The following is a 13,027-nucleotide window of genomic DNA, read 5'->3' as shown; positions in this document are numbered from 1 at the left end:
GTCCAGGTCACCAACAACCTGCTCATCGGCGGCACCTACACCATCAGAGTCAGAGCCGCCTCCGGCGCCGTCGTCCGCGACAACGCCGTGGTCAACCAAGCGTGGGACTACGGCCCCTCCGACACCGACTGCTCGAAGACGAACTGGACGGGTAACAGGCTGGTCACCATCGACGATGAGTACAACGTGACCTCCACCGTGAAGAACCTTCCCTGTCAGGGGTGAGCGAGGCAGCGCCCGCGGTGGAGGGGACGCCATGACCGAATCGTCGGGCGGTCCGGCGAACCTGGCCCCTCTGGGACGGCAGGCGATGGCGCGACCAGGCAGGGATCTGAGGGACACGACCTAGGGAGCCGCATGACAACGGTGTTCACGGGGAGCAGTCTGAATGACGACGACCGGCGTGACCTCCTCTACCGAGGAGACGTGTTCGTCTATTCGGCCACCTCGGCCTCGGCCGAGCTGGTGCTGTTCGCCCGCGAGTTGATCGAGGAGGCCTTCGGCGGGCTCGATCCGGAGACCGCGCAGCACGAGATGGACGTCGAGCGGTTCGCCGGGCTGCTCGCCGACCTCAAACCGCGGTTCATCCACCATCCGCAGTGCAAGAAACTGCTGCCGCTCATCCTGGAAGAGGTGGGCTGCTCGTTGGACAAGACCTACTTCGACGTTCCGCGGTTGCGGACGTCCACCTCCCACGACTACCTGACCTCCGGCATCTCCTACGCTTTCCACCCGCATCGCGACTGCTGGTACTCCGCGCCCTTCAACCAGATCAACTGGTGGATGCCGATCTATCCCGTGGTGCCGGAGAACGTCATGGCGTTCCACACCCGTTACTTCGACCGGCCCGTCGCCAACGGCAGCGCCCGCTATGACTACGCCGAATGGAACGCTACAAGCAGGCACACGGCCGCCCAGCACATCCGCAGCGACTCCCGCGAGCAGCCCAAACCAGAGGAAGAGGTGGAGCTCGACCCGCAGGTGCGGATCGTGCCGGAGGCAGGCGGCTTCATGCTCTTCTCCGGCGCCCATCTGCACTCGACGGTGCCCAACACCTCGGGCCGCACCCGATTCAGCATCGACTTCCGCACTGTGCACATCGACGACGTGTGGGCGCGCCGGGGCGCGGTCAACGTGGACGCGGCGTGCACGGGCACGACGCTGCGGGATTTCAGGCGTTGTGCCGACCTCGCCCCCATGCCCGAGGAACTGGCTCTGGAGTACGAGGCCGAGGCCCTGATTCGGGCTCGCCAGGCATCGGAACCGCTCAGGAGCTGATCTGAACCTTGCTGTGGTCTCCCAGCACCAGACGATGAGCCTTCGGGGTGTCGGGTGCTGGGGTGACCTCGACGTCGTGCCCGATCAGTGACGCCTCGATCCGGCGGACCCCCTCGATGGACGCACGGGACAGCACGATCGAATACTCGATCTCGCTCCCGCTCACCACGCAGTCGGCGCCGATCGACGTGAACGGGCCGACGTACGAACCGCTGATGACGGTCCCAGTGCCGATGACCACCGGGCCGACGATGCGGGAGCGGCGCACCGAGGCGCCGGCCTCCACCACCACCCGGCCGATGAGCTCGCAGTCCTCGACATCGCCCTCGATCCGGGGCTCCAGGGACTCGAGCACGAGCCGGTTCACCTCGAGCATGTCGGTGACGTTCCCGGTGTCCTTCCAGTAGCCCGAGATGACCGACGGCTCGACGTCGTGGCCCGCGTCGATGAGCCACTGGATCGCGTCGGTGATCTCCAGCTCCCCCCGCCAGGACGGCTTGAGCTCCGCCACCGCCGCGTGCACGGCCGGGGTGAAGAGGTAGACCCCCGCCAGGGCGAGGTCGCTCTTCGGCTCGCGCGGCTTTTCCTCCAGGCGCACGACCCGGCCGTCCGCGTCCAGTTCCGCGACGCCGAACTGGCGGGGATCCGACACCCGGGTCAGCATGATCTGCGCGCTGGGCCGCCGCGTGCGGAAGCGTTCGACCAGGCTCTCGATGCCGCCCACGATGAAGTTGTCGCCGAGATACATGACGAAGTCGTCGTCGCCGAGGTAGTCGCGGGCGATCAGCACGGCGTGCGCGAGCCCGAGCGGCGCCTCCTGGCGGAGGTAGGTGGCCTGCAGACCGAATCCGGACCCGTCGCCCACCGCCGCCTCGATCTCGTCCTGGGTGTCTCCCACGACGATGCCGACCTCGCCGATGCCGGCGGCGGCGATCGACTCCAGGCCGTAGAACAGGACGGGTTTGTTGGCCACCGGGACCAGTTGCTTGGCCCGGGTGTGCGTGATGGGCCGCAACCGGGTGCCGGACCCGCCGGCGAGCACGAGGGCCTTCATGTCAGTAGGCCCCCCTGCCGCCGGTGACCGCGGACCACGTCTTCCACAGGATCTGCAGGTCCAGCATGAGCGACCAGTTCTCCACGTACCGCAGGTCGAGCCGGATTGACTCCTCCCAGGACAGGTCCGATCTGCCGCTCACCTGCCACAGCCCGGTCATGCCCGGCCGCACGACCAGGCGCCGGTGCACGTCCGTGCCGTACTGTTCGACCTCGGCGGGCAGCGGCGGGCGCGGCCCGACGAGCGACATCTCCCCGCGCAGCACGTTGAGGAGCTGGGGCAGCTCGTCCAGTGAGTAACGGCGCAGCAGATGACCCACGCGGGTGATCCGTGGATCGTTCCGAATTTTGAACAACACACCGTCCGATTCGTTGGACGCGGCCAGGACCGGCCTGAGCCGCTCCGCGTCCACGACCATGGTGCGGAACTTGAGCATGTGGAACTCGCGGCCGTACCTGCCGATCCTGGTCTGCCGGAACAGCACGGGGCCGGGGCTGGTGGCGCGGACGACCGCCGCGATGGCCAGCATCGGGAAGACCAGGATCAGGAGCGACGCGGCCGCCACGATCTTGTCGAAGGCGTTCTTGACGAGCCGCCGGGAGCCCTGGAGGTCGGGGTGCTCGACGTGCAGCAGCGGCATCCCCGCGACGGGGCGGACGCTGATGCGCGGCCCCGCGACGTCCATCAGCGCCGGGGCGACGAACAGGTCGGTCCCCCGCGACTCGATCCCCCAGGCGAGGCGGCGCAGCGCGGCGCCGTGGAGTTCGGGACACGCGAGGACCGCGACCGCCTCGGCGTCGACCTTGTCGACCACGGCGGGCACGTCCCTGAAGTCTCCGAGCACGGGCACGCCGTCGACGTCGGAGCGCTGCCTCCGGTACTGCGCGTTCGGCAGGCAGGCCGCCACCACCCGCATGCCGTGGTACGGCTGTCGCCTGAGCTGCAGCACCAGTTCGTGTATGGACTGCCGGTGCCCCACGGCCACGATCGGCCGCATGTGCTGTCCCTTGGAGCGCAGGCGGTGCAGCCGTTTGCGCATGCGGTGCCGGAACAGCAACGTCAGCACGGTGACGAGCGGCAGCATCGCCATGACATAGCTGCGCGCCACGTTGGTCTGGGTGAGGTACGCCCCGATCGCGACGGCCGCGACGAGTCCCAGGCCCGCCTGGGCGACCGAGCGGAACTCCTCCGTCCCCTCACCGTGGGTGCGTCTGCGATAGCCGCCCGCGACGCCCACGACCGCCGGCCAGAAGATCGTCAGGGTCGCGCCGAACGCGATGTCGTACACCGGGATGAACGCGCCGAACCACAGCCGGGTGAACTCGACGCAGGCGAGGGCGAGTGCCGCGCAGAGCAGGTCTCCCACCAGGAGGATTCTCGAATAGGAACGCGTCGACACGTTCGCCGGCAGCCGCACATGGACTTCGCGGGGAAAAGACCCCGATTCCGCCAACTCCGTCTGCGATTCCATCTCACCGCGCCTAGGTAGCCGGACCGTCCAGGTGATTGACGCCCCTCGGGTCACAATGGTTGACCCACGCCTCAGTAAATTCGGGGCGCGCCCGCACGAAGATGATGTTAGACAGCGACCGCCCAGTAGGGAACGTACGCCTCCTGTCCACAATTGGTCGCAATTAGCCCACCTGAAGGACTTGACGGGAACGGTCCAAGATGCCGCCACCGACCACCATCAAGTCATATACCGGTATTATTCACTCGACCGTAAGGGGTAATCCAGACCTTCCCGGCCACCTGTACGGGAAGTATTACCATATTTGTGCTTTCGTGTGCACCAATGCGCCAAAAATTCCCTCTGTTCGAATCGACTCTGAAATCGCACTCGACATTGCCGTTGCTGTCAATGAGCGGATTGCGGCGAGTGGACGCGGAGAACGCGTGCGACCTGGGCCGGCACGGCGCTCCTGATCTCTAGTCGTATTCGAGGTCGGGTAACGGGGACGGCGGCTCCGGGCTGCGCCACACGACGACGTAGTCGGAACGGGCGCTCGCGACCGCCGTGCTCAGCCGGTCGAGGTCGAAGTCCGGCAGATAGCGCAACCGGGCCAGGAAGCTCGCGTCGGTCGCCGAGTGCGGGACCACGCAGCCCTCGCCCTCACGGTCCAGCAGGACGATGAAGACGTCCTCCGGCTGGCCTGGCGGATCCTGGCCGGCATGGGCGCCGACGCGGACCTCGACCACGTCCTCCCAAGCGAGAGCCTCCACGCTGCCGTCGGCGTAGTGACGTGTCACGCCTTCTTCGGTGACGTACACATAGGTGTCCGGCACTGGGTTGCCGTGCATGGGCGCGATTGTGACGACTTGAAGCGGCACCCTGCAAGAGAATCGGCGTCCTGGGCCGCCCGGAAACCCTTGTGGCTCAGGGGTGCCGCCACCGCAGGTGCTCGCGCACCGCGTGGACGGCCGCGTCCGCCGGCCCCTCGGCGATGACCCGCAGCAGCGCGGCGTGCTCCGCCGCGAGCTCGTGAGGATCCTCGTACGCGTGCCTGAGCCCGACCAGCCCGAGCCGCGTCTCGGCCGCGAGCGTGGCGTACAGGCGCTCCAGGCGGGGGCTGCCGGCCGCGGCGACGAGCGCCTCGTGCAGCGCCATGTGCTCGGCCACCACGGCCGCCCAGGGCGCGCCCGGCGGCAGGCCGGACAGGCGGTCCAGCGCCTCCTCCGCCGCCGTCACCCGGCGCCCCGCGACGGCCCGCGCCATCAGTTCCTCCAGCGGCCCGCGTACGTACATGAGGTCGGCCAGGTCGGCGGAGGTGATCACCGGGACGTACGCGCTGCGGTTGCGCTCGCGCCGCAGCAGTCCCTCGTGGACGAGCAGCGCCAGCGCCTCCCGCACGGTGGGGCGGGCCACGCCGTACCGGGCGGACAGCTCCTGCTCGGGCAGCGCGGCCCCCGGCTCGATGTCCCCGGACAGCACCCGCTCGCGCAGCGCGGCGGCGAGCGCCTCGACGGTGGAGACGGGCCTCAGCGTGGTCACGGTGCCGAGCCTAGTAAGGTCACACTCCCTGGCGGCTCCCGGCCGGTGCTTTCGGCGTCTCGGGTGCGGGGGCGTCCGGCGTGCGCGCCCCGGCGGGCAGCGCCACCACGACCAGCCCCAGGGCGAGCAGCACCAGACCGGCCCACGAGACGAGGGACAGGTGCTCGTGCAACGCCACGACGCCCAGCAGGGCCGCGACGGCCGGCTCGGCCAGCGCGAGCGTGGCCGCCGTGGCGACGGGAGTCGTGCGCAGGCCCCTGCCGTACAGGAGGTAGGCCAGCCCGGTCGTGGCGCAGCCGAGGTAGAGCGCGGCCAGCAGGCCACCCGGGCGCGCGAGCCAGGCCGGTCCGGTCAGCACGAGGACCGGCAGCATGAGCACGGCCGCGCCGCCGAACAGAACGCCCATGACGATCCCCGACTCCCATGCCCCTGCCGATGGCCCGGGCCGCCACGACCGCGTAGAAGGCGTACACGGAGCCCGCCGAGGAGGGCGAGCGCGACGCCTCCCGCGTCCGCGCCGCCGGTCGCCCCTCCCCCGCCGGTGACGAGCACCGCGCATCCGGCGACGGCTGCGGCCGTGGCGAGCGCCCAGCGCCCGCTCGGCCGCTCGCGCCCGGCGATCCAGGACAGGAGCCCGGTGAAGACCGGGCCGCTGCCGATGGCCACCACCGTGCCGATCGCCACGCCCGTCCTGGCGACCGCGGCGAAGAAGCACAGTTGGTAGGCCGCGACGGCGGCGGCTCCCAGGACCAGCGCCCAGCGTGCCGGAACGTTTCCACGGGAGGCGCGGCGGGTCCGGCGGTGGCTGACCAGCGCCAACGCGCCCAGCAGGGCCCCGCCGAGCACGAGGCGGGCCGCGGCCAGCGAGACGGAGCCGGCGGCGGCGAAGGCGCCCACGGTGCCCGCGGTCCCCCACAGGACGGCCGCCGCGACGACCGCGAGCGGGCCCGATCTGGAGTTCATGGAAGGATTGTCTGACAACTAGACAATGATAGGCAAGAGCTTTCTTCCGGAACGTCGAGACTGTCCTGATATGGGGCTGTGGCCCAAGTCGTTAGGAACGATCCCTGGTGGCCCAGCTCACGGATTGCTAGGGTTTCGCCACTGTTAACACATGTGTAACCGACGGGCAGGTCTGATGGCTGGTCGGAAACGGTCCATCCGCTTCAAGATATTCGCGATCCTGCTGGTGCCTGTGACCGCCCTGGTGGTGATCTGGGGGTTCGCCGCCACCCTGACCATCGAGCAGGGGCAGCAGCTCCTGCGCATTCAGAAGGTCTACGACAACATCGTCTATCCCGTCAGTGAGGCCATCAACGAGCTGCAGAGCGAGCGGTTCGTGTCGGTGAGCTACCTCGCCTGGCGCACCTCTGCGCTGCGTACCGACCTCCAGGTGCAGCGCCGCAAGACCGACGCCACCGCGGTCCTGCTGACCCGCCTGTCGGAGCAGGCCCGGGACGAGACGCCTTCCGCCATGTGGGACCGGGTCCAGGACCTGATCAGGCAGATGGACCGGCTCGACGTCCTGCGCGGCCAGGTCGACGACCAGCGGCTCACCCGCCTCGACGTGATCGAGGAGTACAGCGCCGTCGTCGAGACCGCCCACCAGGTCTACGACCGGCTGATGATCTCCCCGGACATCGACATCATCGAGCAGACCAAGGCGCTCATCCTGATCACCCGCAGCCGCGAGCTGGTGAGCCAGCAGTCCGCGCTCGTGCTGGGCGCGCAGGCGTCCGGGCGGATGACGCAGGACGAGCGGGACGCCTTCTCCGGGATGGTCGGCAAGCGCCGCCTGCTCTACCAGCTCGGCACGAGCCAGCTCGACGCCGGCCTGCTCAAGCAGTACGGCACGCTGAACTCCACCCCGGTCTACACGTCGTTCGTCTCTCTGGAGGACGACGTGATCGCCAGGGTGCGGCCGGGCCAGCCGCTCCCCCCGGAGGCGATCGCCTGGCCGACGACGGCCCAGGCCCTGACCCGCCAGCTCACCGAGACGACCAACGCGGCCGCCGACGCCACCGCCGCCCGCGCCGTGCCGCTGGCCCAGGGCGTGCTCTGGAACATCGGCATCGTCGGCGCGCTCGGCCTGGCGGCCGTGCTCGCGACCGCGTTCATCTCCTTCCGGTTCGCCCGTACGGTGACCGGCGAGCTGAGCACCCTGCACCGCGCCGCGGCCGACCTGGCCGGGCGGCGGCTGCCCGACCTCGTACGGCGGCTGCGGCGCGGCGAGGACGTCGACGTGGCGGCCGAGACCCCGCCGATGGCCCAGGCCAGCGACACCGTCGAGATCGAGAACGTCGGCCGCGCCTTCACCTCGGTGCAGCACACCGCGATCGAGGCGGCCGTCGGCCAGGCCGAGCTGCGCAAGGGCGTCAACAAGGTCTTCCTGAACCTGGCCCGGCGCAGCCAGTCGCTGCTGCAGCGCCAGCTCGGCATGCTGGACGGCCTGGAGAAGGAGATCACGACCCCGACCTGCTGGAACGGCTGTTCGGCGTCGACCACCTCACCACCCGCATGCGCCGTCACGCGGAGGGCCTGATCATCCTGTCCGGCGCCGTGCCCGGCCGCGGCTGGCGCAACCCGGTCAGGCTGTACGACGTGGCCCGCGCCGCCACCGAGGAGGTGGAGGACTACCTGCGGGTGGACGTGAACATGCCGCACGGGTACTCGCTCGCGGGCAGCAGCGTCACCGACGTCGTCCACCTGCTCGCCGAGCTGATCGAGAACGCCACGGTCTTCTCCCCGCCGCAGACCCGCGTGCTGGTCAGAGGGGAGATGGTGGCCCGGGGCTTCGCCATCGAGGTGGAGGACCGCGGGCTCGGCATCCCCCCGGAGGAGCTGGCGCACCTCAACGCGCGGCTCGCCGACCCGCCGGAGTTCGACCTGGCCGACAGCGACAGGCTCGGGCTGTTCGTCGTCGGGCTGCTGGCCCGGCGGCACAACATCCGCGTCTCCCTGCGCACCTCGCCGTACGGCGGGACGAGCGCCGTGCTCCTGCTCCCGCAGGAGATCGTGGTGGAGAACGAGAACAGGGAGCCGGTGGTCGAGCGCCTCGCCCAGCCGGAGACCTCGCCCCCAGCCCTGGCCCTCACGCCGCCGATCGGCGCGCCGGGGACTCCCTCCCCCCGCCGGGTGCGGCAGGCCAACCTGGCGCCGCAGCTCAAGGAGGAGCGGGCCGACCTGTTCTCCTCCTTCCAGGCGGGCTGGCAACGCGGTCAGGAGGAGTCGTGACCGAGCACGAGGACGGGCCGCTGCTGCGCCCCTACACGCTCACCCGTGGCCGTACGCGCCCGAGCGGGCCGGACTTCGACCTGATGACCATCATCAGGACGGCTCCCGCGGCGTACAGCGGGATCTCCGGGCTGGCCCCCGAGCACTGGCGGATCCTGCAGCTGTGCCGGATCCCCCTCTCCGTGGCCGACCTGGCCTCGGAGCTCGGCCTGTCGCTGAACGTCGTGCGCATCCTGCTGGGCGACCTGCGCGACCAAGGGCTGATCACCGCGCGGCCACAGGCCACGGTCGCCCAGCTGCCCGAGGAACGCATCCTCCGCGAGGTGATCCAGGGACTCCAGGCGCTGTGAGGCGTCAGTAGTCCGCTTCGCAGGACTCGATGAGCCTCTGCACGTGCCAGCGGGCCGGTGTCGTCAGCTCGTCGACGTACCGGTCCAGCATGGCCGCGCACGCGACCGGGTCGGCGGTCTCGACGGACGGCAGGACCAGGATCTGCTCCTCGCCGTCCAGCACGAGGTCGCCCCGCACGCTGAAAGTCCCGTCGGCGACCGCGACGGCGGTCTCGAACACGAGGTCGTGCCCCGGGAGCGCCAGCGCGGCGCCGAGCCGTACGGCGGGCCCGGCCAGGTCGGAGACGGGCTCGACGCGGACGTGGGGGAAGAAGTCGCGGGAGACGGACCGCCCCATCTCGCTGAACCGCGCCGCCGTTCGCATCAGCGCTTCCAGGAGTTCGGCGGCACCCTGACTGTTGGCGTCCACCCCCGCAGGGTAGATCACGGAAAGTTGCGGTTTAGCCAAATATTTAGATTGGACCGCAGATTTCGCCGAGAAAGGCGGCCTCAGCGGAAGGCGTAGCACTCCACCTCGGCTCGCCGGCGGGTCAGCCCGCCGCTCACCGACTCCTCGACGCAGGAGCGCTGCGCGGCGCTGAGTTCGAGCACACCGCACACGCTGACCCCGGAGTACGTGCGGCAGTCGAGGTTCGGGTTGAACGCGCCCACCTTGTACTGCTCGCGCACCTGCGTGCGGCAGCGTTGCCGCGCCTCCGGCGTCTTCGGGTAGCGGCATTGGCCGATGAGGATGTCGTACTGCTTCTGGCTCACCTCCTGACGCTTCACGCCCCCCTTGGGCGGCGCGGGCGCCTGCGGCGGACTCCCGGCCCACGGGCCGGTCCTCGGGTGGCCGCCGGTCCCGGCGGCCACCGAGGCTACCGCGGCGACCGTGCCGAGCATGGTCATCGCAGCGAGCACGGCGACAGCGACGATCTTTCTCATGGCGATCCTCCCGAGCAGGAACGTACCCACAGGGGAACGGCCGCCCCCGGCGCCGCGCCGGGCCCGGCATGGACGGTCGTGACCTTGTGTCATGCCGGCGCCGACACATTCACCACGAATAGTAAATACAACATTGCGGAGTGTGACGGAAGACGATCAAGGGTAGGTGTGGCCACGGAACCGACGGGGACGGCGTTCGCGCCCTTCACCCCCGATTCTTCGGTTCGAAATCCGGTCATTTCCGACACAACGGAGCTTTTACGTGCGATTTGTTCACGCAATCACGACGGGCGCGCTGGTCCTCGCCGGGCTCACGGTCACCGGCGCGGGCGCAGCCGCGCTGGCCGACGGGGGGCCGCAGACCACGTCCCGCACCGTCGTCGACGGCTACCAGGTCGTGACGCTGCCCAACGCGAACGTGCCGAACTTCACCCGGCGCACCGTGTACTGCCCCGCGGGCAAGCGCGCCGTGGGCGGCGGCGGCGAGGCGCAGGGCAACGACGCGGTCCTCGTGGGCAGCTTCCCCACCCCGGACGGCACCGGATGGATCGCGCTCGGCCGGCAGAACTACTACAACACCGTCGGCATCAGCGTCTACGCCATCTGCGCCAACGCCTGATCGGATCACGCGAATCGGTTCACCCGGGAGGAACGGGCAGGGCCCGCTCCCTCCGGGTGCGCGTCCGCGCCCGTACGGCCACGCGTACGGCGACGACCAGGACCGCCGCGCAGAGCAGGATCGCGAGCAGCACCGCGACGCCGTAGTCGTCGGGCAGGCCCGCACTCCAGCCCAGGAACGGCAGGAAGACGGCGGCGAACGCGGCGGGCGCCGCGAGCAGGAGAGGGGTCCCCCTCGGCCGCCACCGCAGCCAGACGGCGAGAACGCCGGCGGTGCCGACCGCGAACATGGGCACGAAGAGCGCGAGAGATATGAGGCCGGTGATCATCCCGTCCGCCGTCACGACCAGCAGGACGCTCGTCCACATGATCGCGGCGCAGATCCAGAACCTGACCGGCCACCTACGTGCCCCCGCCGTCGTGCCGAGGGCCGCCAGCAGCGCCCCGAGCGCCACGAGGACGGCGACCCCCAACTCGGTGTCGATCCACTCTCCGGGGGAGGCGAGGGGAGCCGCGGCGTCCTCCGACAGCAGTGCCCTCTCCGGGTCGTACTCGGAAAAGCCCAGCCGCCGCCACCGTCCCGACACGTCGCGCAGGGCGACCCCGTCGGTCCCGTTCGCCACGGCGACGACGTGGCCGCCGGGCACCGCCTGGACGGCGACGGCCAGGGAGGCGGCCGGGCCGCTGCGCTTGCCCAGGGAATCGGGATTCTCGTAGACCCGGTCGAGCCAGCCCTGTCTGCCTCTGGAGATCTCCCAGGCGACCGTCCAGGTCGCTCCCCCGTCCGCGGTCTGCTCGACCCCGAGCCGGCCCGGTACGACCCGGTAACAGCGCCTCGGGTCGGCCGGCACGCACGCCCGGGTCGCCGGAGAGGAGGACGGAGACGGCGACGGAGACGCAGAGGGGGACGCAGACGGGGACGGAGAGCCCGTCCACTCGTGCCACGACCTCCCACCGTCCCCGCTGGCGATCGTGAACCAGTCCGGCACCACGACCGCGATCTCCCCGTCACGCACCTCGACCGCCTGGGCGGACGGCGCGGGGGGCAGCGCGCTGGTCGCCGTCACCGCGAAGACCGCGGCGGGCAGCACCACCAGCACGCGGGCCCGTGCGGCGTCCCGGCGTGTGGGAAGGGCCGCGCGCCGCCACACCAGCCACGCGACGGCCAGGACCGGGAGGGCGAGCAGGTCGGTGGGGTCGGCCACCACCCGGGATGACGGCACGAGCACCGCCCACGCCCGGGCCGCCGCCTCCGCGCCGGTCTCGGTCGCCTTCATCCAGGCGAACAGCGCCCCGGTCAGCGCGATCGCCCCCGCCGCCGTACGGTCGCCCGGCGGGACGCGGCGCGCGATCCTGGCCGCGTACGCCGCGAGCAGGGCCAGCAGCGGGGGCGCGACGAGCATGCCGGCGAGGTCGCTGAGCTTGCCGGTGAGCACGCCCGGCCACAGGGGTTTCAGCACCCGGTCGTTGACGATCAGCACGCCGATCGCCGCCACGGTCGCCGGGTGGCCGAGCCAGGCCGCCTGCGGGGCGCTCGACACCATGTCCGGATGATTGCGGTCGTTCCGAAGACGATCACGCATTCGCCGATCGTAAACGGCATTTACCCGCAGGGCAGTAACTTTTAGGATAAGCCGCCCGAATATGAAACAGCGCGTTTGTCGGATAACCCCCGGTGCGCCTACGGGGTGCCGATGGGCGACGGCGCCGGACTCGCGGTCGGCTCCTGTCTGACGAAGGGCCGCGCGGCAGTCTGCGCGGAGGAGGTTCCACCCAGCGCCAGACGCGCCGGCAACGCCGTCGTCCAGCTCTGACGCCCGGCGCGCGCCAGCCCGCTCACGGTCAGCGTCCCGTCGCACGGCCACTCGTCCGCTCGCTCGCCCGACCGGTCCCACACGGCCAGCGGGCCGTCCAGGCGCGCGGTGAGCAGATACTGCAGCGGGGTGCGCGGCAGGAACAGGTCGACGTCGGGCGTCGCGCGCCGTACGGCCCGGGGAAGCACCGGCTCGCGCAGCCGCACCAGCGTGGCGGGCTCGGCACGCTCGACCAGCGCGCGGATGTCGGGCGCGGACAGGTTCGCCACCTCCCGGGCCATCGAGACGTTCCTGACCAGCACGCGCACCGGTCCGGACGCGCCGTCCATGCGGGCCAGCGCCTGGTCGGATCTGGCGTCGCAGACGACCTGGTCGGCGAACAGGTCGTGCACGCCGGCCACTCCCCCGGCCGCGATCACGGCGACGGCCGCCGCCAGCGCGTCCGCACCCGTGACGGCCTCCCACCGGAGGGCGGGGCCGCAGGCCGCGCAGCCCGTCGCGACGGATCCGGACCTGCGGACGTCCGGCTCCCGGCTGTCCCGTCCGCAGTCCTCGCACAGGACGGTGGAGGGCGCCTCGGCGGCGGGCGGCCGGCAGTCGTCGCAGCAGACGAGTGGATACAAGTACCTGCGGCCGGCCCGGTCGAACAGCTCGCGCACGCAGGCCGGACAGAGCCCCCGCTCGCTGCGCCGGGCGCGGGGGGAAGCCGAGATGACCATGGAAGCGGCACTGCCCCCGGCCAATCGCTCTAATCACACAGGTC

At 70.7% G+C, this 13,027-nt stretch carries 16 protein-coding genes; 6 read left to right on the top strand and 10 right to left on the bottom strand.

Annotation, left to right across the window (positions count from 1 at the left end; genetic code table 11):
* Positions 1-225, top strand: a 225-nt coding sequence (locus B1L11_RS47370; RefSeq protein WP_179155464.1) for a hypothetical protein, incomplete at its 5' end; no start/stop codon positions are given.
* 132 nt (positions 226-357) lie between these two features.
* Positions 358-1,278, top strand: a complete 921-nt coding sequence (locus tag B1L11_RS34750) for a hypothetical protein (protein WP_079319560.1) — start codon at positions 358-360, stop codon at positions 1,276-1,278.
* On the opposite strand, the gene B1L11_RS34745 is transcribed toward B1L11_RS34750, so the two are convergent.
* The 6 genes from B1L11_RS34745 to B1L11_RS52685 all read right to left on the bottom strand — a co-directional run bounded on the left by B1L11_RS34745 (position 1,268) and on the right by B1L11_RS52685 (position 6,287).
* Positions 1,268-2,332: a glucose-1-phosphate thymidylyltransferase gene (locus B1L11_RS34745; RefSeq protein ID WP_079319559.1), complete on the bottom strand. Its 1,065-nt coding sequence runs from the start codon at positions 2,330-2,332 to the stop codon at positions 1,268-1,270. The genes B1L11_RS34750 and B1L11_RS34745 overlap by 11 nt on opposite strands.
* A 1-nt stretch (position 2,333) precedes the next feature.
* Positions 2,334-3,803, bottom strand: coding sequence for a sugar transferase (locus B1L11_RS34740; RefSeq protein ID WP_079319558.1), 1,470 nt, complete (start codon positions 3,801-3,803; stop codon positions 2,334-2,336).
* A gap of 458 nt (positions 3,804-4,261) precedes the next feature.
* Complete coding sequence (locus B1L11_RS34735) at positions 4,262-4,633, bottom strand: hypothetical protein (protein ID WP_079319557.1); 372 nt, start codon at positions 4,631-4,633, stop codon at positions 4,262-4,264.
* Positions 4,634-4,709: 76 nt separating this feature from the next.
* Positions 4,710-5,324 (bottom strand): GntR family transcriptional regulator, encoded by a 615-nt coding sequence (locus B1L11_RS34730; RefSeq protein WP_079319556.1) that lies wholly within the window; start codon positions 5,322-5,324, stop codon positions 4,710-4,712.
* A 19-nt stretch (positions 5,325-5,343) separates the two neighbouring features.
* Positions 5,344-5,730, bottom strand: a complete 387-nt coding sequence (locus B1L11_RS52690) for an EamA family transporter (RefSeq protein ID WP_256863145.1) — start codon at positions 5,728-5,730, stop codon at positions 5,344-5,346.
* The gene (locus B1L11_RS52685; protein ID WP_256863144.1) at positions 5,676-6,287 is read right to left on the bottom strand and encodes a DMT family transporter; all 612 of its coding nucleotides are present in this window, start codon (positions 6,285-6,287) and stop codon (positions 5,676-5,678) included. Before B1L11_RS52685 ends, B1L11_RS52690 begins: the two co-directional genes overlap by 55 nt.
* Before the next feature lie 226 nt (positions 6,288-6,513).
* On the opposite strand from B1L11_RS52685, the gene B1L11_RS34720 reads away from it, so the two are divergent.
* From B1L11_RS34720 to B1L11_RS34710, 3 genes are read left to right on the top strand one after another with little or no spacing between them, the layout of a single operon-like run.
* On the top strand, positions 6,514-7,866 hold the full coding sequence (locus tag B1L11_RS34720; RefSeq protein ID WP_179155463.1) for a nitrate- and nitrite sensing domain-containing protein: 1,353 nt from the start codon (positions 6,514-6,516) through the stop codon (positions 7,864-7,866).
* Entirely contained in the window at positions 7,842-8,558 is a 717-nt protein-coding gene (locus tag B1L11_RS34715; RefSeq protein WP_079319554.1) for a sensor histidine kinase KdpD, read from the top strand. The genes B1L11_RS34720 and B1L11_RS34715 overlap by 25 nt, the downstream gene beginning before the upstream one ends.
* A complete protein-coding gene (locus B1L11_RS34710) occupies positions 8,555-8,908 on the top strand; it encodes a DUF742 domain-containing protein (protein ID WP_079319553.1) in 354 nt (117 codons plus the stop codon). The genes B1L11_RS34715 and B1L11_RS34710 overlap by 4 nt, the downstream gene beginning before the upstream one ends.
* A gap of 4 nt (positions 8,909-8,912) precedes the next feature.
* Here B1L11_RS34710 and B1L11_RS47365 read toward each other — a convergent pair whose 3' ends face one another.
* Entirely contained in the window at positions 8,913-9,317 is a 405-nt protein-coding gene (locus B1L11_RS47365) for a hypothetical protein (RefSeq protein WP_079319552.1), read from the bottom strand.
* Between the two features lie 80 nt (positions 9,318-9,397).
* Entirely contained in the window at positions 9,398-9,832 is a 435-nt protein-coding gene (locus B1L11_RS52680) for a hypothetical protein (protein ID WP_256863143.1), read from the bottom strand.
* A gap of 262 nt (positions 9,833-10,094) precedes the next feature.
* On the opposite strand from B1L11_RS52680, the gene B1L11_RS34695 reads away from it, so the two are divergent.
* Positions 10,095-10,451 (top strand): hypothetical protein, encoded by a 357-nt coding sequence (locus B1L11_RS34695; RefSeq protein WP_079319551.1) that lies wholly within the window; start codon positions 10,095-10,097, stop codon positions 10,449-10,451.
* Positions 10,452-10,470: 19 nt separating this feature from the next.
* On the opposite strand, the gene B1L11_RS34690 is transcribed toward B1L11_RS34695, so the two are convergent.
* Together B1L11_RS34690 and B1L11_RS34685 are read right to left on the bottom strand one after the other, a co-directional pair.
* Positions 10,471-12,033, bottom strand: coding sequence for a hypothetical protein (locus tag B1L11_RS34690; protein WP_143737760.1), 1,563 nt, complete (start codon positions 12,031-12,033; stop codon positions 10,471-10,473).
* Between the two features lie 98 nt (positions 12,034-12,131).
* On the bottom strand, positions 12,132-12,983 hold the full coding sequence (locus tag B1L11_RS34685; RefSeq protein ID WP_079319549.1) for a Sua5/YciO/YrdC/YwlC family protein: 852 nt from the start codon (positions 12,981-12,983) through the stop codon (positions 12,132-12,134).
* Positions 12,984-13,027 lie beyond the last annotated feature (44 nt).

Source organism: Microbispora sp. GKU 823 (assembly GCF_002027145.1).
In the GTDB taxonomy this organism is placed as follows: domain Bacteria; phylum Actinomycetota; class Actinomycetes; order Streptosporangiales; family Streptosporangiaceae; genus Microbispora; species Microbispora siamensis.
Note: the sequence above shows the minus strand (reverse complement) of the source record. Positions and strands in the feature narration are given on the sequence as shown.

What these genes read in the sequence shown, in the direction of transcription:
- B1L11_RS34715 (WP_079319554.1), top strand. Translation starts at nt 7,842, where the DNA reads ATGCGCCGTCACGCGGAGGGCCTGATCATCCTGTCCGGCGCCGTGCCC.
- B1L11_RS52690 (WP_256863145.1), bottom strand. Translation starts at nt 5,730, where the DNA reads ATGGGCGTTCTGTTCGGCGGCGCGGCCGTGCTCATGCTGCCGGTCCTC.
- B1L11_RS52685 (WP_256863144.1), bottom strand. Translation starts at nt 6,287, where the DNA reads ATGAACTCCAGATCGGGCCCGCTCGCGGTCGTCGCGGCGGCCGTCCTG.
- B1L11_RS34735 (WP_079319557.1), bottom strand. Translation starts at nt 4,633, where the DNA reads ATGCACGGCAACCCAGTGCCGGACACCTATGTGTACGTCACCGAAGAA.
- B1L11_RS34690 (WP_143737760.1), bottom strand. Translation starts at nt 12,033, where the DNA reads ATGCGTGATCGTCTTCGGAACGACCGCAATCATCCGGACATGGTGTCG.
- B1L11_RS34745 (WP_079319559.1), bottom strand. Translation starts at nt 2,332, where the DNA reads ATGAAGGCCCTCGTGCTCGCCGGCGGGTCCGGCACCCGGTTGCGGCCC.
- B1L11_RS34740 (WP_079319558.1), bottom strand. Translation starts at nt 3,803, where the DNA reads ATGGAATCGCAGACGGAGTTGGCGGAATCGGGGTCTTTTCCCCGCGAA.
- B1L11_RS34750 (WP_079319560.1), top strand. Translation starts at nt 358, where the DNA reads ATGACAACGGTGTTCACGGGGAGCAGTCTGAATGACGACGACCGGCGT.
- B1L11_RS52680 (WP_256863143.1), bottom strand. Translation starts at nt 9,832, where the DNA reads ATGAGAAAGATCGTCGCTGTCGCCGTGCTCGCTGCGATGACCATGCTC.
- B1L11_RS34685 (WP_079319549.1), bottom strand. Translation starts at nt 12,983, where the DNA reads ATGGTCATCTCGGCTTCCCCCCGCGCCCGGCGCAGCGAGCGGGGGCTC.